General features: G+C 61.0%; 22 protein-coding genes. 9 read left to right on the top strand and 13 right to left on the bottom strand.

All coding sequences use genetic code 11. The features are described 5' to 3' along the window. Positions 1-4 precede the first annotated feature (4 nt). Together VHO05_RS07685 and VHO05_RS07680 are read right to left on the bottom strand one after the other, a co-directional pair. Entirely contained in the window at positions 5-2,254 is a 2,250-nt protein-coding gene (locus tag VHO05_RS07685) for a TonB-dependent receptor family protein (RefSeq protein ID WP_329646015.1), read from the bottom strand. Between the two features lie 84 nt (positions 2,255-2,338). Further along, the gene (locus VHO05_RS07680; protein WP_329646014.1) at positions 2,339-2,722 is read right to left on the bottom strand and encodes a DUF2946 family protein; all 384 of its coding nucleotides are present in this window, start codon (positions 2,720-2,722) and stop codon (positions 2,339-2,341) included. 227 nt (positions 2,723-2,949) lie between these two features. Here VHO05_RS07680 and VHO05_RS07675 point away from each other — a divergent pair, with 227 nt between their 5' ends. After that, positions 2,950-3,693: a DUF1194 domain-containing protein gene (locus tag VHO05_RS07675; protein WP_329646013.1), complete on the top strand. Its 744-nt coding sequence runs from the start codon at positions 2,950-2,952 to the stop codon at positions 3,691-3,693. Positions 3,694-3,720: 27 nt separating this feature from the next. Here the strand turns inward: VHO05_RS07675 and VHO05_RS07670 are convergent, their stop codons facing one another. From VHO05_RS07670 to VHO05_RS07650, 5 genes are all read right to left on the bottom strand, one after another. Further along, the gene (locus VHO05_RS07670) at positions 3,721-3,921 is read right to left on the bottom strand and encodes a hypothetical protein (RefSeq protein WP_329646012.1); all 201 of its coding nucleotides are present in this window, start codon (positions 3,919-3,921) and stop codon (positions 3,721-3,723) included. 104 nt (positions 3,922-4,025) lie between these two features. Further along, entirely contained in the window at positions 4,026-4,835 is an 810-nt protein-coding gene (locus VHO05_RS07665) for a formylmethanofuran dehydrogenase subunit C (protein ID WP_329646011.1), read from the bottom strand. Then, positions 4,832-5,740 (bottom strand): formylmethanofuran--tetrahydromethanopterin N-formyltransferase, encoded by a 909-nt coding sequence (fhcD, locus tag VHO05_RS07660; RefSeq protein WP_329646010.1) that lies wholly within the window; start codon positions 5,738-5,740, stop codon positions 4,832-4,834. The genes VHO05_RS07665 and fhcD overlap by 4 nt, the downstream gene beginning before the upstream one ends. A gap of 2 nt (positions 5,741-5,742) precedes the next feature. Continuing rightward, the gene (locus VHO05_RS07655) at positions 5,743-7,431 is read right to left on the bottom strand and encodes a formylmethanofuran dehydrogenase subunit A (RefSeq protein WP_329646009.1); all 1,689 of its coding nucleotides are present in this window, start codon (positions 7,429-7,431) and stop codon (positions 5,743-5,745) included. 22 nt (positions 7,432-7,453) lie between these two features. Next, positions 7,454-8,755: a formylmethanofuran dehydrogenase gene (locus VHO05_RS07650; protein ID WP_329646008.1), complete on the bottom strand. Its 1,302-nt coding sequence runs from the start codon at positions 8,753-8,755 to the stop codon at positions 7,454-7,456. A gap of 189 nt (positions 8,756-8,944) precedes the next feature. On the opposite strand from VHO05_RS07650, the gene VHO05_RS07645 reads away from it, so the two are divergent. The 4 genes from VHO05_RS07645 (at position 8,945) to VHO05_RS07630 (ending at position 11,719) form a co-directional block, all read left to right on the top strand. Further along, the gene (locus tag VHO05_RS07645; protein WP_329646007.1) at positions 8,945-9,472 is read left to right on the top strand and encodes an SRPBCC family protein; all 528 of its coding nucleotides are present in this window, start codon (positions 8,945-8,947) and stop codon (positions 9,470-9,472) included. Positions 9,473-9,513: 41 nt separating this feature from the next. Continuing rightward, positions 9,514-10,491 carry a glutaminyl-peptide cyclotransferase gene (locus VHO05_RS07640; RefSeq protein ID WP_414653727.1) on the top strand — a complete coding sequence of 326 codons (978 nt, stop codon included), beginning with the start codon at positions 9,514-9,516 and terminating at the stop codon, positions 10,489-10,491. A 170-nt stretch (positions 10,492-10,661) separates the two neighbouring features. Continuing rightward, on the top strand, positions 10,662-11,339 hold the full coding sequence (locus VHO05_RS07635) for a hypothetical protein (protein WP_329646005.1): 678 nt from the start codon (positions 10,662-10,664) through the stop codon (positions 11,337-11,339). Next, positions 11,336-11,719, top strand: coding sequence for a hypothetical protein (locus VHO05_RS07630; RefSeq protein WP_329646004.1), 384 nt, complete (start codon positions 11,336-11,338; stop codon positions 11,717-11,719). The genes VHO05_RS07635 and VHO05_RS07630 overlap by 4 nt, the downstream gene beginning before the upstream one ends. A gap of 81 nt (positions 11,720-11,800) precedes the next feature. On the opposite strand, the gene VHO05_RS07625 is transcribed toward VHO05_RS07630, so the two are convergent. Beyond that, positions 11,801-12,628 (bottom strand): quinoprotein dehydrogenase-associated SoxYZ-like carrier, encoded by an 828-nt coding sequence (locus VHO05_RS07625; protein ID WP_329646003.1) that lies wholly within the window; start codon positions 12,626-12,628, stop codon positions 11,801-11,803. A gap of 56 nt (positions 12,629-12,684) precedes the next feature. Beyond that, positions 12,685-13,677, bottom strand: a complete 993-nt coding sequence (locus tag VHO05_RS07620; RefSeq protein WP_329646002.1) for a quinoprotein relay system zinc metallohydrolase 2 — start codon at positions 13,675-13,677, stop codon at positions 12,685-12,687. Positions 13,678-14,232: 555 nt separating this feature from the next. Between VHO05_RS07620 and VHO05_RS07615 the strand changes: the two genes are divergently transcribed. The 4 genes from VHO05_RS07615 (at position 14,233) to VHO05_RS07600 (ending at position 18,446) form a co-directional block, all read left to right on the top strand. Continuing rightward, positions 14,233-16,056 (top strand): PQQ-dependent dehydrogenase, methanol/ethanol family, encoded by a 1,824-nt coding sequence (locus VHO05_RS07615; protein ID WP_329646001.1) that lies wholly within the window; start codon positions 14,233-14,235, stop codon positions 16,054-16,056. A gap of 220 nt (positions 16,057-16,276) precedes the next feature. Further along, positions 16,277-16,852 carry a c-type cytochrome, methanol metabolism-related gene (locus VHO05_RS07610; protein WP_329646000.1) on the top strand — a complete coding sequence of 192 codons (576 nt, stop codon included), beginning with the start codon at positions 16,277-16,279 and terminating at the stop codon, positions 16,850-16,852. A 44-nt stretch (positions 16,853-16,896) separates the two neighbouring features. Next, complete coding sequence (locus VHO05_RS07605) at positions 16,897-17,766, top strand: substrate-binding domain-containing protein (protein ID WP_329645999.1); 870 nt, start codon at positions 16,897-16,899, stop codon at positions 17,764-17,766. A gap of 131 nt (positions 17,767-17,897) precedes the next feature. After that, a complete protein-coding gene (locus VHO05_RS07600; RefSeq protein ID WP_329646186.1) occupies positions 17,898-18,446 on the top strand; it encodes a PQQ-dependent catabolism-associated CXXCW motif protein in 549 nt (182 codons plus the stop codon). Between the two features lie 13 nt (positions 18,447-18,459). Here the strand turns inward: VHO05_RS07600 and VHO05_RS07595 are convergent, their stop codons facing one another. The 4 genes from VHO05_RS07595 to VHO05_RS07580 all read right to left on the bottom strand — a co-directional run bounded on the left by VHO05_RS07595 (position 18,460) and on the right by VHO05_RS07580 (position 22,351). Next, positions 18,460-19,173, bottom strand: coding sequence for a hypothetical protein (locus VHO05_RS07595; protein WP_329645998.1), 714 nt, complete (start codon positions 19,171-19,173; stop codon positions 18,460-18,462). Positions 19,174-19,221: 48 nt separating this feature from the next. Next, complete coding sequence (locus VHO05_RS07590; protein ID WP_329645997.1) at positions 19,222-20,361, bottom strand: ABC transporter permease; 1,140 nt, start codon at positions 20,359-20,361, stop codon at positions 19,222-19,224. Continuing rightward, complete coding sequence (locus VHO05_RS07585; RefSeq protein WP_414653717.1) at positions 20,358-21,158, bottom strand: ABC transporter ATP-binding protein; 801 nt, start codon at positions 21,156-21,158, stop codon at positions 20,358-20,360. The genes VHO05_RS07590 and VHO05_RS07585 overlap by 4 nt, the downstream gene beginning before the upstream one ends. A 212-nt stretch (positions 21,159-21,370) precedes the next feature. After that, positions 21,371-22,351 (bottom strand): PQQ-dependent catabolism-associated beta-propeller protein, encoded by a 981-nt coding sequence (locus VHO05_RS07580; protein ID WP_329645996.1) that lies wholly within the window; start codon positions 22,349-22,351, stop codon positions 21,371-21,373. Position 22,352: the final 1 nt, after the last annotated feature.

Raw genomic sequence — 22,352 nt, 5'->3', positions numbered from 1 at the left:
TTTCTCACCATTTCACCTGAACGCCGCCGTAGATGGCGCGGCCCGTGCCCGGCTCGAACAGCGTCGAATTCGCGTTCGCTTGATTGATGATGCTTGCGCTGGCGATGTAGGCTTCGTCCGCCAGATTGCGACCTTCGAGATAAGCCGTGATCGGACCGCCATTGTCGAAGCCGATCTTCGCGCCCCAGATGGCGTAAGCCTCCGTCTCGAGCGTATTGGCGCTATCCACGTAGTAGGCCTCGGGCACCCATTCAACGTTCGGGCCAAAGTAGATGCCGTTCGGATGCTTGTAGAGCAGTTCGGCCCGCAGATAGTGTCGGGGGGCACCGGGCAGCTCGTTGTCGCCGAACGTAGCGTCGTTATCGAAGAAGAAGTCGCTAAACGTGTAAGCCGTGTTGAGCCACAGTTTGTCGGGGTTGCTGCCCCCCGCTAGCATCGACTTCATCACCGCGAGGCCGAGCCCAAGCTCGACGCCCTGGTGCACGGTCTTGTCTGCGTTGCTGACGTTGCAGTTGCCGAATGCGCTATAGAAGCAAAGCAGCTCGTTATCGATGTTGGCGCGATAGAGCGAGACGTCCCAGCGATAGTCCTCTGTGCCGCCGCGTGTGCCGATCTCATAGGTCGTCGCACGCTGGGCCTTGATGTCGTAGAAGGGGATGGTTGGGAGATTCAGGAACGGCGGTCCCGAAACGCTCTCGCCAAAGCTCGGCACTTCTGCGCTCCGCGAGATGTTTCCGAACACCTGCCACTCACGTGTTACGTCCCAAACGATGCCGCCTTTCGGACTCCAGATGTTGAATTCCGTGGAGCCGCTCGTTGCACCAACCTTTGCATCGCGATCCCGCGTTGCGTGCAGGAACTGCGTGCCTCCAACCAGGGCAACATTCGGCAACACGTAGAAGTGGTTCTCGAAATAGGCGCTGAAGTTTTTGGCGGTGTCGTCGGCATCGACCAAAGGTTTGCCATCCTTCTCGCCGCCAGTGTTTTTGTACTGCCTAACGTCGACCGTGCCATTGTGCAGGTTGACGCCCGCAATGAGGCGGTTTGCAAAGCCGCCGATGCGGCTCTCGTCCATGAGACGTGCGAACCCACCGTAGTCGTCATAGCGATAGTCGAGCCACTGGAAGATCGGATGCATCAAGTGACGATCGACGTTGAACGCGCCAAGCTCGAGCAGCGTCCCGGGAGCTAGACGGATCGCCGTTTTGTTGGCAATGCGCACAGTGTCGATGTTGCGCTGCCAGTCATCTTTAACGTTGTTCGAAGCTGCAGCTTTCGGATCTGTGAGGGCTGCCTCGCGCGTCACGCTGCCCGGAATGCGCTGCTCCACGTGGTTGGCGTTGAGGTAGAAACGCGTCTCGACATTCTCCGTCAGCCGGTAGCCGACGTTCATGGACCCGCGCACGCTCTCGCCGTCGCTATGATCGCGGAACCCATCGGCCTCCTGCCAAGTGCCCGTGATGAAGTAATCGGCCGCGCCATAGACGCCGCCAGAACTGGCGGACAGCTTGTGGAAGCCGAAGCTGCCGACGTCGACGCGCGCGCCGAAGAGATCGGAATCATAGCCCGTTGGCATGACGAAGTTGATCGCGCCGCCCAGTGAGTTGGCTCCGAAGCGCAGCGCGTTCGCGCCCTTGAAGACCTCGATGTAGCGATAGGCCGTCGGATCGATTTCTTGGAAATCGCCGTAACCGTCGGCGGTGTTGATCGGAATACCGTCCATGTAGAGCTGAATGCCGCGCAGATGGAAATTGCGCGACAGGCTCGAGCCGCGAATGGAGATGCGGGCATCCTCGCCCCACTTCGGCTGCACCCACACGCCCGGCACATAGTCGAGCGCGTCCTTGATGGTGACCGAAGGCGTAGACGTCTTGTAGGCCTTGTCCGGAACCACCTCGACGCCACCCGGCGTTAGCTGAATGTCCGCCGTAGCTTCGGCTGTCGAGGGAACGGAAAGGCTACCTGAGCGCGTGCCGGGAGAGGGGAGGCTGTCCTCGTTCGGCAGGACTTCGCTGTCATCCGTCGCCGGCTCCACAGCAGTCACGGGGGCCGCGCTGGCACTTTTTGTAGCCTTCTTCGGTGCGGCTGGCGCAGTCGTAGTGACTTTGACCTCGGGCAGCTCCGTGACGGCGTTTTGGGCGAAGGAGGGCGAAGACAGGGTGGCAGAAAGCGCGGCGATGGAAAGCACACCACTGGCGCGCACAATGGCCGCGATGGGTCGGGCCGCAGCCCTGAACCGGATGATCGATGACATGACGGAAGTTCCGAATTGAATCTGAAGCGAGCGGCGCGCACTTCCTTCAACGGAAAAGACGCACGGCCACTGACGAAAGTGAGATCAGATCAACTCGGAAGGCGGACCGCGGGCGGAGGTGGACCCTGGTTTCGGTGTCTCGGCAAAGAGAGCCGCAGCGAGCGTGTAGGTAACGGCCGCGAATTCAACCTCGCTGGCGAGGCTGTGCGGTGCCTCGGAGTTCAAGGCAACAGCACCGGCCGCAGCGAATGCGCAAAGCCCCTTTTCGAGGTGCTGGGATTTCGACGCGGGAAGCGGCGTGCCGTCTTCGCCGACGGTCATCAAATGGGTTCCCGACCCCGTACAAATGACGATCTCGAACGATCCTGCCGTAGCATCGGAAGCCTGCACCATATAGCCGGCCGGCAGCAGGCTACGGAGCGCCAGCACCAACAGCACAATGATGTTTACGGCAGTGCGTATGGGCACGGAAAATCCTCGGCCCCTTGATGAGAGGGCGATGCGAACGCTAAGGGCGTACACGAAGCTTGGCAAGCACGTTGAGGCGGCCGTTTGGTCGCGCCGTGTTATCGATGCCACAGTTTTGGGGCCAGCGGGTCATTGCAGCCCTGCCTTGGCCTTTTGAGCCACTGGTCGCGATGCGGGCGGCAAGGCTATGATGAACGCGGGATGATCCGAGCAAAAGAGCAAGAAACATGATCTCAAAAGCACTCGGCGGCCTTTTCGTGGGGCTCGCGGCGGCGACGCTGGCTGCCATTTCGGTCTCCACGGCCCAAGTGGTGGAGCAGCAGCCCGAGGTGGATACCGCTCTGATCGTCTCTGTGGATGTCTCGAACTCCGTCGACGAGAACCGCTACAAGCTTCAGATGGAGGGCATCGCCAAGGCGCTCGAAGATCCGGAGGTCCTGAAGGCGATTTTGAACGGTCCCCAAGGCGGCATTCTCGTCTCAATGGTGACGTGGGCCGACAAGCCTCGGCTCGCACTGCCGTGGCAGCGCATCGCCAGCGCCGCTGATGCGGCGGCTGTCGCCGCGAAAGTCCGCGCCCTGCCGCGCCAGACGGGCGAGTTCACGTGCGTTTCCGGAATGCTGCGCTCGATCTCCGACAAGGTCGTGCCGCAGATTCCCGCGAAAGCCATGAGGGTCATCGTCGACGTGTCGGGTGATGGCCGCGAAAACTGCAATCCGGATGAGCCGCCGGCTAGCGTGCGCGACGAGCTCAACGCGTCCGGCGTCACTGTGAACGGCCTGCCCATTCTCGAAGGAGACGAAGGCGCCACGCTCGAACAGTGGTACCGCGAGAACGTGATGGGCGGTCCGGGATCATTCATCCTCCCGGCAAACGGCTTCGGCGACTTCGGCCGCGCTATTCGCCAGAAATTCATGATCGAGATCAGCGGCAATCCGCTTCCCATCAAGGAAGCGCGCGCATCAGATTAAGTCTGCAGCCGCAGTTGCTCGCGGCCTTCAGGTATCGTTGAGCGTGTTCGGTTGGCATTTCCATCGACGGATCTGCCACAGCGGATGTTCTTCCGCCCACTGCGCGAAATAGGGCGGCGCCGCCATGGCGCAATGCATCGCGTCCATGTTCACGTCGAGTGGGATCTTGAAGTCCCGACACTGTTTCGGGTCGGCGACGAGGCAGGCGGAAAGGATAATACTGAGCATCTAGGTGCCTCCTGGTACCGGCATCTGAAAATACCCGGTCGCGTGAGATACGCACCGGGTACCCGTCCAGATTTAGACCCGGCCCCCAAAAAAGGCCAACGCGGTTAAGCCGTCAGGAGAATTTCGCCCTTGCCGATGGTCGCGCGATCGCCTGCGAGCTTGCGCACCTGAGCTGGAAGGGGCTTGGGAGCAAGCGGGCCGAGCGTATCGGCGATGTACCGCGAGAGGATGCGCAGGATGACGGGATCGATGTGTCCACAATCCGCAAACGTCGGCAACAGCACTTCGACCGAGGGGCCGATCAGGGTGCCGCGGCGGAGAAGGGGGCCCGGATGTGCGCCGAAGCCCGCTTCGGTCCAAAGCGTGCCGCCCACCATGCGCGAACCAGCAGCCGCGCCGAACTTGCCCTTCGCGACAACGACGCCGCGCCGCATCCGCTCACCAGCGCGTTCGCCGACGCTGCCGTCGACGAGCACCGTGCCGCCGAGCATGCCGAATTTGTCGCCAGGCCGGGCACCGCCGAGGAAATCGCCAGCCGACCCTTTAACATGGATTAGGCCGCCCTTGGCTCCGGAAGCGAGAAAGGCTCCGGCATCGCCGGAGACCGTCAGCTTGCCACTCTTGATGCCACGGCCCGCGTAGTTGCCGACACGTCCTTCGACAGTGATCGACCCACCGTCGAGCCCGGCGCCCACGTAATCCAGAAAAGAAGAGTTGCCGGAAATCGCAACGGCGTCGGTCAGCGAGCCGCTGACTGCGAAGATGTCACCGACGCGAGGCATGTGCGGATCGTCGCCGAGAGTGAGGTTCTCGATATCGCTTGTCGACAGTCCGGCAAGCCGGCTCGGAATGAGCGCGGAGAGATCCAGCGCCTGCGTCGGAGCCTGCCGCAAAGTGAAGCTCAGCGTGCTCATGGCAGCAGATCCTTCAGGTGATAGTGATGCTGACCGAGCTTGCCGCCGTAGTTGCCGGCAGAGACCCGCGTGAGCCCTTTGCTGGGACCAACCTCGATGAGGGTCTTCAGACCCACTCGCATCGACTCGGCGACAGCTTTCGACGTCAGACCGTCGATGACGATCTCCAGCACCGAGATGGTGTCGGGGCTGCATTCGGTTTTGACCGCGCCCTTGAGCGTCGGGCAGAAGGCGTCGTTTGTCGAAGCAACGGCGCCCTTGTACTTCGATCCGACTTTCGAACCCGAGCGCACGATGCCGCCGGGGAACGGCGTGATGACATCGTCAACCTTGGCGATCGCTGCAACTGCGGCTTCAGCCGCTTCGAGCAGGCCCGCACGATCCCGTCCCAGCATCAGCAGGTTGCCGCCACCGACGGCGTCAGTCGTCACGCCGCACACGTCCTCGATCACGAACTCGCCGTCCATGACGGGCACGCGCCAGAAGCGGCGGTTGCCGAGCTTTTTAGCCGTCTGCCAGCCGTCGCCAAAGAAGCGGGGACCAGCTGCGAGGCCCATGGTGGTCGGGCTATTAAGTCCGTTGTAGCAGGCCGAACCCGGGCTGGTCAGCACGCACTGGCCGACTCGGTTGCGGAGCTGTGGAACGAGCGCGTCCGGCGAAAAGCCGAACATCAGTACGCGCACGCCCGGCCGTCCGTCCGGCGTTTCGTCAGGCGAAAGCTCGCGGTCGATGCCGCACTCAGCTCCCGCGCCGATGACGGATGTGCCGAAACCCGTCATGACGGTGGCGCAGATGTTGGCCCACTTCAGCGTGTCGGCTGTGATGACGAGACCGAGTGCGCTCATGCCGAACGCCTCGGCAAAAGTGTCGTCGATTACGACGCCGTTTCTTGTCTGGGCGCTCATTGTCAGGAGGTCCTTGGTCCGCACGGCTGAACGATGACGCAGCCGCATTCGCCGCCGGTATGGCCGCAGTTGCTGTCGACGATCTCGTCATCGGAAAGACGGAAGTTGTCGAGTTTGACCGTATGGTAGCGGTCGAAATACTCGCGCAGCGGCTTTTCGATCGCGCGGTCGTATTCGGGCCGCGCGACGTGCGTTGCACCCGCGACGACTTTGACGACCTTGCCGTTGCGAACGATCAGCTCGCCGTTCTTGAACACGAACAGCGGCGTCTTGAACATGGCCTCGCGGTCGGCGAGGTCCTCGTACACGACGATGTCGGCCGAGGCGCCCGGGCCCACATGGCCGCGGTCGCGCAGGCCAAGGCTCTTCGCGGGACCCGCACGCGTCATGATCGCGATCTCGTAGAGCGAGTATTCGCGGTCGAGCGATTTCAGAATGGTCGCGGCCTGCGCCCCCGGATGCAGCTTCTCGAGCATCTCGTTGCGGAACGTGCGGTCCATCAAGAGACGGATCAGGTGCGGATAGAAGTAGAACGGCGCGCCGTTCGGATGGTCCGTCGTCATGAAGATCCGCCAAGGATCGTTGACGAGCAGGAACAGCTCGAGGCCGATCGCCCACTGCAGCGCGTTGACGTAGCTCTTGTCGCGGTACTTCATCGGCACCACGCCGCAGCCGTTGTCGCATTCGATGTCCATCACCACCCACTTCTTGGGGTTGGCGGACTTCGTGTTGCCGTACTGGCGCATGCTGTCGCCCGACGCCGTGCACGTCTGGCCGAACATGATCTGGCCGATGTCGATCGAGACGTTCGAATGCTGGTTCAGCAACTCGGCGATCTGCGGCGCGCCGGACGAGAACTTCATGTCCCCTTCCGTGCCGTAGCTGTGGAACTGGATGTGCGTCAGATGCATCGGCAGCCCTTCGGCGCCACGGATCGTGGCCAGCGTCGAATGCAGGCTGCCCGGGACGCCAAGGTTGCAACCGTGAATGTGAATCGGGTGCGGAACGCCGAGCTCCTTCATGCCGCGTGCGAGCGAGAGGATGATGTCGCGCGGTGTAAGCCCGTAGTGCTCGTTCTTCTCGTCGAGATCGAGCTGGCGCTGATTGAACTTGAAGGCGTTGATGCCGCCCGGGTTCACGATCTTGACGGCCAGCGCCTGCGCTGCGTGCATCGTGTAGGCGATGTAGTCCTTGATGAACGAGAAGTCCTTCTTCTGCGCCATGGAGCGCAGGAAGAAGTCATCGTTGCCAAGCATCACGAACGCGCCCTTGTCGATCATGGGCGTGTCGCCCATCTCGAGGTGAGCCTGGCGTGCGTTGGCGGGCAGCATCGCCGGCTCGAAGGCCGCCGTGTAACCCATCTCCGCGTAACGGTAGCCGGTCGTCATCGTGGACGGAACAGCGTGTCCGCAGCCCGAGCGCAAGAGATCGGTCCGTGCCACCTCGTGACCCTGGTGGTCCTCGGGTAGCATCATGCGGCCGATGGTGACCTTTCCGCCGCCGATGTGGCTGTGCGGGTCGATGGCGCCCGCCATCACGATCCGGCCGTTGAGCGCGTATTCCGCGTCGACCTTCGTTCCGGGAGGCGGAGCAGCGACAATACGGCCGTCGCGTGCGTAGATGTCCCGGACCTCGCCGTTGACCCCGTTCATAGGGTCGTAAACGGTTCCGCCGGTGAACTTGATGAGCATTTCCTAGGTCCTCGGGGCGGGATTAAAGAGCGAGTTCGATAGCCGCGAAGATGTCCGCGGCCTTCGGCAAGTTGGAGCGGCCGAGGTTGCGGAGCGGCAGGCTCACGACGTTGTCGACGCGGATGATGCGCCCGCCATGGTCCACGCCGGGTGTGCCCACAGGAATGAACACGGCGGGTGGCGTTGCGAGCTTGATGCCCGGGGTGCCGAGCACGATGGTCGGGATCTTCGTCGCCGGCGGCCCAAGATCGGGAGTAAACGAGGCGAGCCAGACGAGAAGATCGCCTTCGCCGTTGGCGAGCATCTTCGGAATGGCGTAGCGCGTGAAATCGTAGTCCGGCTTGCCGCTCGCGAATGAGACCCGAAGCGGGTAGCCACTCTGCCAAGAGGCAACGGCGCCGGCCGAGATGGCGCCCTCGTTGCCTCCAAGCGCGAGGCCGGCGGCGCGACCCTTCACGTTCAATTCCTTGACGAGGTCGGAGACGGTGCTCACGACGAGATCCGCATTCGGGAAGTTGAGGCTCGGCGGCGCCCAGGCGAACACGGGGTAGTGCGCCTTCTGGCAGCGCTCGAGCAGGTCACGGATCTGCGCGATCGGCACACCGGCGACGTTGTCGACTGTAACCGGTGTCCCCCGGGCTTCCGCTGCCAGCGCGGCGACCACTTCGCCGACGCGATCGAGATCGCATCCGAGCGTGATGATTTCCCCGATGCGCGGGCCCTTCACCGCCGATTGGTCCAGCCCCTTGCCGATGAAGACGACCGTGCGCTTGGGTGGTTGCTCGAAGACGAGAGACTGCTCGACATTGACGATCCGCTCGAAGAAGCGGGGGTGCAGCTTATGAAGATCGCTGCCGACCACGACGAAGACGTCGGCCCTGTTCCGCGCTTCCGTCAGAGTAGTCATGATCCAGCCGCGGGTCTGGAGCACGCGGAAGTTCCGGTACTGGCCCTCGGAGAGCGCGTGATCCACCACGCCGCCTGACTTGTCGGCCAGCGCCATGACGGAGCGGATGCCGTTCACGTCCGTGCCGAGACCGCCATAGAGCGGCAGGGCCGACTTGCGGATGAGCTCGGTAGCGGCCCGGATGGCCGTCTCGAGATCGACATCGCGGCCGTCGACTTGCGGCTTGGCGCCATCCACCTTCCGCTCGAAGCCGGCAATGGCCTTTTCGCAGCCGTTCTTGGTGACTCGAAGGCCGTTCTCGTCTCGGGCCAGTTCGAGATCGTCACACACGAGACCGCAGAATGGGCAGGCGACATCGGTGATCGCGTTGGACTTGGGCGCGTCGCCCGAACCCGAGTTTTGGGTCCAATTCGTCATGTCATGGGACTCGTGATTTGATATTGGCGCGGAACAAAAGCATGGACCGGCCCTTAAAACAACATCCGAAAATGTTGCATCGCAGGGTTGGGAATGCGCACACCGATTGCGCAGGTCCCGTCTCTTACTTATTGTCCGGCGCCGGCTTGAGATAGGCTTGCCAACGACGGAATTCCCGGAGGACTACGAATGGTTAGATTGTTTGGTTCATTGCTGGCACTTGTGTGCCTGATGCCGCTCACTGCTTCGGCGCACGGCCCCTCGCGCCAGAAGGTCGTCGAGACGGTCGAGATCAACGCGCCGGCCGACAAGGTCTGGGCCGTCGTCGGCAACTTTCAGGACATGGGCTGGCATCCCGCGTTCAAGAAGACCGAAGGAACCGGCGGCAATGACGTCGGCGCGACCAGGACGCTGACTGTCGAGGGCGGTGGCCAGATTCATGAGAAGCTGACCAAGTACAATGCCGAGGGCAAGATGCTCGGCTATGAGATCACTGAGGTCGACGTGAAGGTCGTCCCTGTCACCAACTATTCAGCCACGTTCACCGTCACCCCGGACGGCGACAAATCGAAGGTTGAATGGAAGGGCGCGTTCTACCGCGGATATGTCAACAACGACCCGCCGCCGGAGCTCAGCGACGAGGCTGCCGTGAAGGCCATCACGGGCGTTTATCAGTCGGGCCTTGCTGCTCTCAAGAAGAAGCTGGAAGGCGGCTGATGCTGGCGCTGCGGCGCGCATTGAAAAAGCGAAGCCGGGTGCTGCGAACGAGAGCGCAGCATCTGGCTTTTGCCATTGTGGGGGTGACCGCTCTGGGTTGCTTTGCGGCGCTGGGTCTCGCCACGGAAGACGCCGGCCCGGCCCGCGAGGCATTTGTCACAAACCAGACCGGCGATTCCCTTTCGATCGTGGATCTGGCGTCCGGTGCTCAGGCGACGGAAATCAAGATCGGCGGAAAACCGGCGGGCATCTCCATGGCGCCGGATGGGCGCTTTGCTTACGTCACCTCTCCCGAGAGCAAGGAGTTGGTGATCGTCGATGCCAACGAGCGCAAGATCGCGTCCCGTCTCACCATTGGGAAGGGTCCGCTTGGCATCGCGGTTCATCCCAAGGGGGATCGCGTCTACGTCGCCGACTGGTACGAGCACAAACTCTACGCCGTCGATACCGACACGCGGCAGATCAGCGGGAGCGTCGAGGTGGGCAAGTCGCCATCCGGCGTTGCCGTCACCGCGGACGGCACCCGGATTGTCACCGCGGATCGCGACAGCAACGAGATCTCTGTGATCGATGCGAGTACCCTCATGCGCACCGGCAGCGTCAAGGTGGGTGAACGCCCGTTCGGCGTTACGGTCGACCGCGCGGGCAAGCGCGCTTACACAGCCAACGTCGGCAGCGATGACGTAAGCATCGTTGATCTCGCCGCCGGAAAGGTCGTTGGCACGGTCAAAGTTGGCCATCGGCCCTATGCCGTGGCGCTCGCGGGCAAACACGCTTTCGTGACGGACCAATACGGTTCGACGGTCACGGTGTTCGACCTCGACACGCTGTCCATTGTGAAGACCATTGAGGTTGGCGACTACCCCGAGGGCATTGAGACCGATCCCAGCGGGACGGCGGTTTACGTGGCCTGCTGGGAGTCGAACACGCTCGAGCGAATTGATACGGCAACTTTGGCAGTGACCCAGAAGATCACCGTCGGTGACGGCCCCCGAGCCTTTGGCCGCTTCCTGCGCTAGCTCCGCATAGTTCGAGACTGCGGGGACGGCTGCCCATTGGTTAAGCGCGCCTCTAATACCTTCCTTGCAGAGAATTCATGTTCGGGTGATTGCCCGCACATGGCCCATAAGGCTAGAAGAATTCCCAAGAAGGCTGCCAGAATGGCGCCCAGGAGGAGGAAATCGTTACTATGCCTATTATTGCACGTGTGTCGGCTGCCTTGTGCCTTGCGCTGTTGCCGATAGCCGCTGTTGCGGCGGCTGATCAGAAAGCACAGCCGATCCTGTTCGAGAGCCGCCAGCTCGACATGGTCAACAAAGGCGATGAGGTCACCTACCGCTTCGAGAAGGTCGGCTCCGACGAGCGCCTCGTGGGCAAGAACTACGCCGACGACATCCGCCTCAGCGTCGCCAAAGTCGGCGACAAGGGCGAGCGTGAGGTGATCTTCAAGGTCTTCACCGGCGACAATGCGCGTGACCCGCAGAACTGGCCGGACCTTACGATCAATCCGCTGTTCATCTGGTATCTGGACCGCGCGGTCGGCACATTCAATTCGCTCGCCGGCGGCAGCCAGATGTATCTCAAGCACAAGATCCGCGAGGCCCTTGGCAACGCGACGGCTGAAGAGGTGAAGGTCGACTACGAGGGGAAGTCGATCGACGCATTGAAAATCGCGGTCACCCCATTCGCGGATGATCCCAGCTCATCGAAGATGCAGGGCTTTCACAAATCGGCTTTCACGATCGTGGTCAGCAACCAAGTCCCCGGTTACTTCGTTGATCTTCGGTCGGACTTTGTAAGCACTCAGGCGGCCGGTCCCGAGCTCAAGGAGCACATCAAGGTCGTCGGTATGGGAGAAGCAAAATGAGAGTAAAGAATCTGGGCCGCGTTCTGATCATCTCCGCTGCTGCCCTTGTTGCTGCCGGTGCCGCGGCGATTGGCGAGGAATGCATCGACAAGACAGCAGCACAGCACGCGAACGACTATCCGACCGTGACGCGCGCCGATTACATTTACGGCTGCATGCTGGCCAACGGGCAAACGCGCGACGTGCTCGAGAAATGCTCGTGCTCGATCGACGTGATCGCGACCGCACTGCCCTTCAAGGAATACGAGGAAGCGGAGACCGTCATGTCGGTGCGCCAGCGCGGCGGCGAGAGTGTCGCGTTCCTCTATGCTCCCGCGATGCAGGAGAAGATCAAGAACCTGAAGCGCGCCCAGGTCGAGGGCGAGATCCGCTGCTTCTGAGCTGCGCATCAGTGCGATGAAAAAGGGCGCCCGGTCGGGCGCCCTTTTTCATATTGAGCCGATGCCGTCTCAGCAGCGTAATCACGAACCCTTCGGAACGGCGCGGCCGGAGAACTGCTTGCCGTCCGTGTCCTCGGCCGTCACTTGAAGCGTCTCGTCACCGCCACCGGCATAGGTGAAGCGGATGTTCGGATCCTCAGAGAGCGAGATACCACCCTCCATTCGGAAAACACGTTCGCCACCGCGCGCCACGTCGATCACGCGCAGGAACTTTGCCGGGATGTAATAGCCGGTGGCCTGATTGAGCTGCAGGCCTGAATACTGCGGATGGCGAATTTTGATTTGCCCTTCGCGCTGGCCGTCAGCCGCGTTTGCGAGGAACTTGATCTGCATTTTGCCGGCTTCGGCCAATGCAGCGTCCGTGTCCTTGAGAGCGGGGGCGGAGCATCCACCCGCAGCCTTCACGAACTTAGTCGCCATCAAAAGCTTGCCGTCCGCCGTTTCGACGATCGCGCGGACGTTCGAATACATATCGATCCGGACGCGCGTCTCGAGCACCCGTTCACCAGTTCCGGCGGCGGGGCCGAAGTTGAAATCGGCAACCAGGGGCGCGGGGTTCTTGTCGATGACGAGCGAAAGCTTCTTCACGGACCCAGCGACGGAGGCGGGAATGCGGACAGTAAGCGGGACGAGCGCGGCATCATCGGCCCGATAAGGTGCTTCGAGGACAACCGCAGATGTGTCTTCGACGACGGTTCGCGCGCCGAACAGGTCTTTTTGCAGGGCTAACCAATTGTCTTCCTCATCGGCCGCGTGTGCGCCCGCCCCCGCAGCCGCACATAGGGCGACGGCTGCGAACAGCCGCATACCGCGAAGAAGTGTCGTACCAATCTCAGTGCGGACCATCATTTGTCCTCCAATCCCGGCGTTTGATCCCGCTCTAGGGTGCTTATCGGTACCGCGCATCACTCCCATTCGAGCTCTGCGAACGCGGCCGAAACATTGCGCGCATGATAGTCTGCGAACAGCTTCCATGCACTCTTTTCCGAGAAGCCGACGGTTGCTGTCGCCTCGGAAAGCGAGCGGTTGTCTTTGATCAGCACGCGAATCTCGTCCGCGATCGTCTGTAGATAGTGGCGGATGGGTTTTGCCGCATCCGGCCACGGCATCGACACTGGCCCATGCCCCGGCACGATGCGCTGGGCGGGCTCTTTGCCTTCCGCATCGAGAAGCGAGAGCCAGCCCAGAATCGATCCGTCGAGTGTCGGCACATGCTCTGAGAACACGAGATCACCGAGAAAAAGTGTGCCCGTCGCGCTGTCTCGGACAATGAGATCGTTGTCGGTGTGAGCGGTCTTCTGCGGCGTGAGAACGATCTCGCGCCCGCCGAGGTCCAGTTTTGTGGGCGCGCTGATTGGAAGGGTCGGGAGCACGATTTTCGTCCCGGCAAAGGCCTCTTCGCCGAGCGCCTCCTTGTTGATGGCGATGTACCGCTCCGCACGCGCGCTGAGGCCGCGTGCCATTTTGTGATGGGCGACGAAGGCCGGCTGATCGGCTTCGAAGGATGCATTTCCGAACACGTGGTCCGGGTGCATGTGAGTATTGATCACGTACCGGATCGGGAGCTGCGTGACGGTACGGATCGCGTCATGCAAGCGGGTCCCCACGCGCGCGCTGCCCCCGGTATCGACAACGGCAACCGCATCACGTCCCACAATGAAACCGCAGTTGGAAATGTCCCCTTCGTTGTTCGGCGAGTAGAGGGCCACCTGCCCGTGGTGAGCATAGACTTGCGGCGCGATTTCAGTGGCAAAGGAGGTGGCAGTTGGAGGGGCTTTTGGGGCGCCGGCGAGGGCAGGGGGGGCGCCTCGCGAAGGGCCGCCGAGGAGGCCAAGAAGGGCTGCGGCACCCTTGAGTAAACTCCGCCGATCCGGAGCGATTGAGTCCCTCGTGAGCATAACGTCAACCCCTTGAAAGTCTAAGCATGATCTAGGCGCCCGCGTCTGGCCACGCAACTTGCCGCGCTCGGACGCGATGTGCGGGAGTTTGTCCTGAGGGGAACTGGAAAAACAACACGAAAAACAGGGGGTTAGGAGGGAAAAATACCTACAAAAATAAATTTAATGGGGCAAATATTCTGCACAGAATAAAGGTGAACGCAATACGGCCACGCGACGCCTTGCCATGGAAAAATTTAGGCGTGCGTCGCAGCAAATCGCGCTGCAGCGCAAAAACACCAATAAAATGGCCCGTTTTTTGGGTCAGAATGCTTGTCCTATTGGTGTGGCAAGAAAAAACGTCTCACGGATTGTCTTGCGGACCTCACGAGAAAGTGTCTAAAAGGGTGCCACGGTAGCGATGGCTTCAGAAGACCTTCTCAGTGCGGAGGTCCTCACTCGTAAGTCAGCGGAATAACAAGGGAAAAATTCCCACATAAACCGTAACCTGGGCTGTGACACGCTGTCGTTCGCTGCCGCTTGCAAGCGTGGCAAGAACTTTAAGGAGGAAGCGCGATGCGCAGAAGTGCACTCGCATACGGTCTCCTCGCCTCTGTTGCTCTGACTTCGCCCGTGTTGGCGAACGACGATGTCAAGAAGGCGACGGCTGACAAGAACAACTGGGCGATGCAGCAGGGTCAGTACTCTGGCTGGCGTTATTCGGAGCTCGACCAGATCAACACGTCGAACGTCAAGGACCTCAAGGTTGCTTGGCAGTTCTCGACGGGTGTTCTTCGTGGTCACGAAGGTTCGCCGATCGTCATTGGCGACCGGATGTACCTGAACTCGGCATTCCCGAACAACGTGTTCGCTCTGGACATCTCGGACCCGTCGGGCCCGAAGATCCTCTGGAAGTACATGCCGAAGCAGGATCCGTCCGTTATTCCGGTTATGTGCTGCGACACGGTCAACCGTGGCGTTCAGATCGCCGGCGATACGCTCATCCTCGGCCAGGCTGACACGACCCTCGTAGCCCTCGACGCAAAGACGGGCAAAGAGAAGTGGAAGGCCGTCAACGGCGATCCCAAGAAGGGCGAGACCCACACGGGCTTCGTCATCATCATCAACGACAAGGTGATCATGGGCACGTCCGGCGCCGAGTTCGGCGTCCGTTGCCACGTCACTGCCTACAACCTCAAGGATGGCAAGCGCGCCTGGCGTGCTTACTCCATGGGTCCGGACTCCGACATCCTCGTCGACCCGGAGAAGACCATGTCGCTCGGCAAGCCGGTCGGCAAGGACTCTTCTCTGAAGACCTGGACCGGCGACCAGTGGAAGATCGGTGGCGGTTCGACCTGGGGCTATGCCTCTTACGATCCGGAAGCCAACCTCTTCTACTACGGCACGGGCAACCCCTCGACCTGGAACCCGGCTCAGCGCGCTGGACCGGACGGCAAGCAGATCGACCAGAAGTGGTCGATGACCCTGTTCGCTCGTAACCCCGACACCGGCGTGGCCGCCTGGGCATACCAGATGACCCCGTTCGATGAGTGGGACTACGACGGCGTGAACGAGTCGATCCTCACCACCCAGAAGATCGGTGGCGCTGATCGCAAGGTTCTCACGCACTTCGACCGTAACGGCTTCGGCTACACGATCGACCGCCTCACCGGCGAGCCGCTCGTCGCTCAGCCCTACGACGAAGACCTGAACTGGTCGACGGGTGTTGAACTCGACAAGTCGAAGCCCAACTACGGTCGTCCGACCGTCGTCGCTTCGAAGTCGACGTTCCTCAACGGTCCGGACGTCAACTCTAAGAACGTCTGCCCCGCCGCTCTCGGCTTCAAGGATCAGCAGCCGGCTGCCTACTCGCCGCTGACGAACCTGTTCTACGTGCCGGTCAACAACGTCTGCATGGACTACGAGCCCTTCAAGGTTTCGTACACGCCTGGCCAGCCGTACGTTGGCGCGACGCTGTCGATGTTCCCGCCTGAGGGTAAGACGAACACCGGCCACTTCACGATCTGGGATGGCGCTGCTGGCAAGATCGTTCACCAGCATGACGAGCCCTTCTCGGTCTGGTCGGGCGTTCTGACGACTGCTGGCGGCCTCGCCTGCCACGGTACTCTTGAAGGCTACTTCAAGTGCCGCGATCAGAAGGATGGTGCTGAGCTCTTCAAGCATCGTCTGCCTTCGGGCTCGATCGGTAACGTCATGACCTACGCTCAGGGCGGCAAGCAGTACATCGGCCTCTTCTCGGGCGTCGGTGGCTGGGCTGGCATCGGCCTCGCAGCTGGTCTCGACAAGCCGACCGACGGCCTCGGCGCAGTCGGCAACTACGCAGGCCTGAAGTCGTACACCGATCTCGGTGGCACGTTCACGGTCTACACGCTGCCCTAATTCGGGTCGCATAAAAGATCGGACCGGCGCGGGGAAACCCGCGCCGGTTTGTTGCGTAATAATAATCTTCGAGCAGGCTTGCGGGGCGTGGGGGCGTCACCAAGTTTTGAAGATTAAACCGGGAAATTTACACCGCTTTGTGAAATCCAAATTCCCGTATCGGGTGTTGAGATTTTGGAACGCGGCGTTTATGTGAAAGCTTCAGAAACAGGGGAAGCGCGTGAAAAAAACTGGTTTTGGTTTGCTTGCCGCACTTGCGGTGTTTGCAGTTGCTCCGGCGATGGCCGATGATGAGAAGGCTCCCGTTCCGGATCCGGCTTTTGAAAAGCAGTTCCAGGAAGGCAAGAAGTTCGAAGACGGTAAGTGGATGCTCCCCGACGGCACGCCGACTTACAATGTCATCCGTGACAAGGAAAACACCGATCACGTCATCCAGGTTGACTGGAACACCTATTCCGGCTGGCGCCGCTATCATGCCGAGTGCCACGTCTGCCACGGCCCGAACGCTGAAGGCTCGTCCTTCGCTCCGGCCTTGCACGACTCGCTGAAGCACATGACCTACGAGAAATTCTTACAGGTCGTCTCGAGCGGTCAGACCCGCGACGTCGCCGGCACGAAGTACATCATGCCCGCGCTTGGCGATAACAAGAACGTCATGTGCTACATCGACGATCTTTACATCTATCTCCGCGCTCGTTCGACGGACGCCCTGCAGGGCGGCCGCCTCAGCGCCGATCAGCGCGCGGAAAAGCCGAAAGAGGCCATCGAGCAAGAGAAGGCCTGCATCGGCGACTAAGCTTGGGCAGTTCGGCGGCTGCCTCGTAACTCTATGAGAGAACAATGATGAGAACGCACGCCGCACTCGCACTTCTTCTCGGTAGCCTTGTCGCCGCTCCTGGCGGCGCCGGGGCTGCCGAAGGCCATCTGGCAGACGCTGTGAACCGCAACGTTCTCCGCGTCTGCGCCACCCCAGCGAACCTTCCCTATTCCGATGAAAAGGGCGAGGGCTTCGAAAACAAAATCGCGCAGCTCGTTTCCGACGAGTTGAAGCGTGCAAAGGTTGAAAACACTTGGTTCCCCCAGGGCGTGGGCTTCGTCCGCAAGACGCTTTCCGAGAAGCGTTGCGACCTGATTATGGGCACGGTTCAGGCAGACGAATTCACGCTCAATACGAACCCGTACTACCGCACGACATATGCGCTCGTGACGAAGCCCGGTTCGGACCTTGAGGGCGTCACTTCCATCTTGGATCCGAAGCTCAAGGGCAAGAGGGTCGGCATCCAGGCCGGCGCGCCGGCTGCGGACTATGTGGCAAAAGCCGGCCTGATGCAGAATGCCAAATCTTACCTCTTCATCGTCGACACGCGTTACCAGAACCCGATGCAGGACATGGTGAATGACGTGCGGTCGGGTGAGATCGACGTCGGCATTCTGTGGGGTCCTCACGCGGGTTGGTACGCAAAGCAGGGCGGCGAGAAGCTTAATGTCCAGCCAATGCTGGAGGAGAAGCAGCCTGGTCTCCCGCGGCTCGAGTACCGCATCACCATGGGCGTGCGCGTCAACGAGACCGCCTGGAAGCACGAGATCAACAACGTGATTGCCAAGCGCCAGGGTGACATCGATAAGATCCTCCTCGACTACGGCGTGCCGATCATCGACGAGGACAACAAGCTCATCACCGAGCCGCGTTACGCCAAGAGCACCAACTAGACGAGGTTATCCGAGGTGCCGAAGGCATTCCCGCGCCGGCATCTCGCTCCATCCTCTCTGCAAACGGAACGATAGACGTGGCTAGAGAGGCCTTGGCAAAACGGCTTGCACGAGGCGCGGCGCTGGCTGGGATGTTCCCAACCGCCGCGCTTATTTTTTGCGCCATGTTTCTAGCGTGCGCAGGGACCGCAGCAGAAGAGGCTGAGGTGGCGGAGCCGGAAGGCTATCGCACGGACGGCTACCGGATGCCGGTTCCGAAGACGCTCTCGGGTGCGCGGGTGATCGGCGCCGACGAGGCAGAAGGACTTCTGAAAGACGGAAAGGCCGTTTTCATCGACGTATTTCCGCGTGCACCCAAGCCGCCGAATTTGCCCGCCGGAACGGTGTGGCGCGATCCGACACACATGACTATCGAGGGTGCCCATTGGCTGCCGAATGTCGGTTATGGCGCATTATCGGCCGATTTCGAAATGTACTTCAAGTCTCGCTTGGCCGCGCTGACGCAGGGCGACCTTGCGAGGCCGATCGTATTCTTCTGCCTGAAGAACTGCTGGATGTCGTGGAACGCCGGCAAGCGCGCACTGGGCTGGGGCTACACCAGCGTCATCTGGTTTTCGGAAGGAACAGATGCGTGGCAGGAGGCGGGCTTCGATCTCGTAAAGGCCGCCCCCGTGCCATGATCAGCGGCCAGACTTAGCTCTTCATCTGTTCTCGGATCGAGCGCGACAAAGCGAAGAGCCGTTCCTCGATGAGGATCGGGAGTTCACATGCCAGGGGAACGTTGCCTTGACGTTCCTGGAAGATGCGCTGCGCCCAGTTGAACTTCTCGCGGGCTGCAGCGAGGTCAGGTGTATCCTCCGTCGCGTTTGGATCGCGCGTGCTCTCGAGCTTGGCAATCTCCGTGCTTTGGCGCTCGAGTTCCTTGGATCGTGCGATCTGGGATTTCTGGTATTTCTCGATGCCGGACATCACCGTTCGCCGTTGCCCGTTCACCTTTTCGAACAGGCCGGCAAACAGCATTGAGAGCTTCGCATCGCGCTCATTTTCCGGCTGGGCCTCTGCATACTTCTTGATTGCAGCCTCCGCCTGATCGAGAGGCACGCGACGCGACGAGAGAAGATCGATCAACGTTACGAGTTCGCTGTCGCGGAACCAGCCCTTCAGTCCATCGATCGAGGGCCCATCCCAAACCTGCGTCACGGAAAGTGTTTCGACTTTGCCCTGTACGCAGGGCCAGGATTTCGTCGGGTCGAGCGGCGGCGGGGCAGCGTCTTGAGCGCCTTCTATCGCCGCCTCCGGGGCGGCAGGTGCTGCGCCGGGAGGCCCGCCGGCCATTGCGAACGATGAGCCGAGAAGGAGCGCACCGATGATCAGCGGCGTGCGGAATGAAGGAACGTTTCTGGTCATTTTTCTTATCTCACGTAGGTCCGGTTCGCCGAATTCCGATGTTGTGGCTTAACCCGCGCCGCCGGGTCCGCCACGCCGGGCGATGAGCCCCTTGGAGGGGTTATACGCGTAGACCGCCGCTCCAAGGAAGAACACCGTATATCCCAGAACAACATAAAGGTTTGTAAGGTCGAGGCTGCCGTCCTCAAGCCTGGGACCGATCTGTCCGTAGAGGGCAAATCGGATGAGCTCGACCGCATAGGTAAACGGGTTGAGCCTGCAGATCTCGTACAGGAGCGGGCTGCTCTCGCGGACGCGCCAGAGCGGATAGAGCGCGGATGAGGCGAAGAACATCGGAAAGATCACGAAGTTCATGACGCCCGCAAAATTCTCGAGCTGCTTGATCACTGACGAGAGGAAGAGTGAGATCGATCCCAGCATCAGGCCCGCGAGCAGAAGGGCTGGAAGCACGGTGATGTAGTTCATCGAGGGCGGCGAGAGCTGCCAATGGAGGGTCGCTACGACGAGCACCGCAAGCTCGAGCGCAGTGGCGATCCACAGCGCCCGCGACATGGCCGCCTCCGAGAACTTGTCGGTCGCCGCATTGAAGATATGAAGCGCCAGGTAGAGCGCTGGCACCACAAGCAAGAGGAGCTGTCCCGGGAATTCGATGGCGGAGATGGAGCCGTTGGAGGCATCGTAGGGAATGCTGTACGTCGGGACGTCCGCTTCCCAGAAGAAGAAGATGGCCAGAAACACATAGGCCTGGATCGCCGCCACGGTCACGCCGCCGATGAGTTTCGAAAGCAGCAGGAACGAGCGTGGGAAGGGACTGACGAGCAGCGTGCGCATGGCGCCCGTCTCACGGTCGTATACCATCGACAGCGACGACTGCATGGCGTTGAACAACAGGATCATGCCGACAAGCCCTGGCACGACGTAGACCTCGTAGAGAACGTACGTCTCGTAGGGCGGAATGATCGAGACGCCGAGCACCGTCCGAAAACCGGCTGCGAAGATGAAGAGCCAGACCAGCGGCCGCACGAGCGCCGAGAAGAAGCGCTCGCGCTGGTGAAGGAAGCGGAGCACCTCGCGCCACACGATCCCGCGGAAGCATGCGAGATAACCGAGCAGGCCGAGCGGGCGCGGCGCATCGTTGACGTACTGTGCTTGAAGCCCCATGTCTGCTCGCACGATATCGACGTTCATGCGGACTCCTCGCTCGATGTCGTTCCGGTCAGGATTCGAAACGCTTCGCGCGGCGAACTGGCCCCTGTGTGCTCCAGGAAGCCTGGGAGTCGCCCGGTGAACATGACCTTTCCCTTGTGCAACACGACGATTTGATCTGTCTCCGCAATCTCGTCGATAAGGTGGGTGGCCCAGAGGACGCCGAGACCTTCGCGTTGGACGAGGCCGCGCACGATATTGATCACGCTCTCGCGCGAGCCGATATCGAGGCCAACGGTCGGCTCATCGAGGAGCAGGCAGCCGGGACGGTGCATCAGCGACCGCGCGATTTCCACGCGCCGGCTTTGACCACCGGAAAGGTTACGCACTTTCTCATGTGCACGATCCGCAAGCCCCACGGTCGTCAGCGCTTCAACCGCGCGGCGCTTGGCATCCCTGCGGCCGATCCCGTGCAATGCCGCGTGATAGAGAAGGTTCTGCTGCAGCGACAAATCGGAATCGACGGTTTTTGACTGGAACACCACGCCGAGGCGTTGAAGCGCTGCGCCCGGCTTGCGCCGCACGTCGCTACCGAGAATGCGGATCTCACCCGAGATGTTGTCGTAAAGGCGCGTGATCAGCGAGAAGAGTGTCGACTTGCCCGCGCCGTTGAGGCCGAGCAGCACGGCAAATGTGCCGCGCGGCACGGTCAGCGAGACGTTATCGAGCACGCGCTTGTCGCCGAAGCTGTGGCTGACGCCGTTCACGACAAGCGCATCCGGCTGCCCCGTTGAGGTCGACGGAGCGGGAGCGATGGTTTGTATGTTGGCGCTGCTCACTTGATAACGAACTTTCCGGTCAAGCCCTTCTCCGCGAGATTAGGGCAGGTCCAGGGATACTCGCCCGGCTTGATCGCGACAAAGAGAAAAGCGCGGCGTCGCCCCTTTCTCCTCCTTGAGCCCAGCTTGCTTTACCTCGACCGTGTTGATCTCCACTTTGCGTACGTAGATCGTGTCGAAAAACTGACCGAAATCCCGGTGCTCGTCGATCGCTATGGAGCGACGACGACGCCCCAGGGATAACGGCCCACCTTGATCGACTTCGTAACCTTCTCAGATGCAACGTCGATCACCGATACATCGTTCGACGTGCCGTTGGTTGTGAATAGCAGTTTCTCATCCGGCGTGAAGCCGAGGTTCCAAACGCGCTGGCCGACCAGCAGGTACTTTTCGACTTTGCGCGTCGCAACATCGACAACCGCAACACGGTTGGCTGGGCCAAGCGCCACGAAGGCCTTCTTGCCATCCTTCGTGATGCGCACGCCAACAGGCTGAATGGCATCTTTGGTAATGCCTTGGATCTCGAAGTTCACCTTGCCGAGAACTTTGCGCGTCTCGGTATCGATGACGGTCACCGTGCCGCCGATCTCGGCGCTGACCCAGATTTGCTTGCCGTCGGAGGTGAACTCAGCAACACGAGGTCGGTTGTCGACGAGCACGTTATCGATGCTCTTATATGTATGCGCATCGATGAAGTGCGCCATGTTGGTGGTCTCGGAGGTGTTGACCAGCATCTTACCGTCCGGGCTCATGCCCATGCCCTCGGGTTCGACGCCGACGGGCACGTCCGTGATGATGGTTCCTTTGAAGATGTCGACGACCGTCACCAGGTTGTCGTCTTCATTCGAGACGTAAAGCGGATTCCCGGATGTATGCAGGATCGGCAACTCCGGATCCGGACCCGACGGGAGGTCCTTCACGAACTCGTAGGTCTTCGTGTCGAACACCTGCATCTTGTGATCGTCGCTCGCGCAAACGATCACCCACTTGCCCTCGTTGGCCAGGATGATGCCGCGCGGCCGGTTTCCGGTCTTGATCGTGTGAACAACCTGCAGGGTCTCGCTGTCGATGACGGAGATGGTGTTCTCTTTCTCATTCGAGATGAACACTTTATAGGCCAGCGCGTTTGTTCCGGTCAGCGCCAGCAGGGTAGCAGCCAGCGCAAAAACGAGGCCGTGCCGTTGTCTTGTCACG

This window comes from Hyphomicrobium sp. (assembly GCF_036262015.1).
Classification (GTDB): domain Bacteria; phylum Pseudomonadota; class Alphaproteobacteria; order Rhizobiales; family Hyphomicrobiaceae; genus Hyphomicrobium_C.
This window is presented reverse-complemented; position numbering and strand designations above follow the sequence as displayed.

What these genes read in the sequence shown, in the direction of transcription:
- VHO05_RS07685 (WP_329646015.1), bottom strand. Translation starts at nt 2,254, where the DNA reads ATGTCATCGATCATCCGGTTCAGGGCTGCGGCCCGACCCATCGCGGCC.
- VHO05_RS07665 (WP_329646011.1), bottom strand. Translation starts at nt 4,835, where the DNA reads ATGAGCACGCTGAGCTTCACTTTGCGGCAGGCTCCGACGCAGGCGCTG.
- VHO05_RS07615 (WP_329646001.1), top strand. Translation starts at nt 14,233, where the DNA reads ATGCGCAGAAGTGCACTCGCATACGGTCTCCTCGCCTCTGTTGCTCTG.
- VHO05_RS07605 (WP_329645999.1), top strand. Translation starts at nt 16,897, where the DNA reads ATGATGAGAACGCACGCCGCACTCGCACTTCTTCTCGGTAGCCTTGTC.
- VHO05_RS07595 (WP_329645998.1), bottom strand. Translation starts at nt 19,173, where the DNA reads ATGACCAGAAACGTTCCTTCATTCCGCACGCCGCTGATCATCGGTGCG.
- VHO05_RS07625 (WP_329646003.1), bottom strand. Translation starts at nt 12,628, where the DNA reads ATGATGGTCCGCACTGAGATTGGTACGACACTTCTTCGCGGTATGCGG.
- VHO05_RS07600 (WP_329646186.1), top strand. Translation starts at nt 17,898, where the DNA reads ATGTTCCCAACCGCCGCGCTTATTTTTTGCGCCATGTTTCTAGCGTGC.
- VHO05_RS07620 (WP_329646002.1), bottom strand. Translation starts at nt 13,677, where the DNA reads ATGCTCACGAGGGACTCAATCGCTCCGGATCGGCGGAGTTTACTCAAG.
- VHO05_RS07645 (WP_329646007.1), top strand. Translation starts at nt 8,945, where the DNA reads ATGGTTAGATTGTTTGGTTCATTGCTGGCACTTGTGTGCCTGATGCCG.
- fhcD (WP_329646010.1), bottom strand. Translation starts at nt 5,740, where the DNA reads ATGAGCGCCCAGACAAGAAACGGCGTCGTAATCGACGACACTTTTGCC.
- VHO05_RS07630 (WP_329646004.1), top strand. Translation starts at nt 11,336, where the DNA reads ATGAGAGTAAAGAATCTGGGCCGCGTTCTGATCATCTCCGCTGCTGCC.
- VHO05_RS07590 (WP_329645997.1), bottom strand. Translation starts at nt 20,361, where the DNA reads ATGAACGTCGATATCGTGCGAGCAGACATGGGGCTTCAAGCACAGTAC.
- VHO05_RS07670 (WP_329646012.1), bottom strand. Translation starts at nt 3,921, where the DNA reads ATGCTCAGTATTATCCTTTCCGCCTGCCTCGTCGCCGACCCGAAACAG.
- VHO05_RS07655 (WP_329646009.1), bottom strand. Translation starts at nt 7,431, where the DNA reads ATGCTCATCAAGTTCACCGGCGGAACCGTTTACGACCCTATGAACGGG.
- VHO05_RS07675 (WP_329646013.1), top strand. Translation starts at nt 2,950, where the DNA reads ATGATCTCAAAAGCACTCGGCGGCCTTTTCGTGGGGCTCGCGGCGGCG.
- VHO05_RS07635 (WP_329646005.1), top strand. Translation starts at nt 10,662, where the DNA reads ATGCCTATTATTGCACGTGTGTCGGCTGCCTTGTGCCTTGCGCTGTTG.
- VHO05_RS07650 (WP_329646008.1), bottom strand. Translation starts at nt 8,755, where the DNA reads ATGACGAATTGGACCCAAAACTCGGGTTCGGGCGACGCGCCCAAGTCC.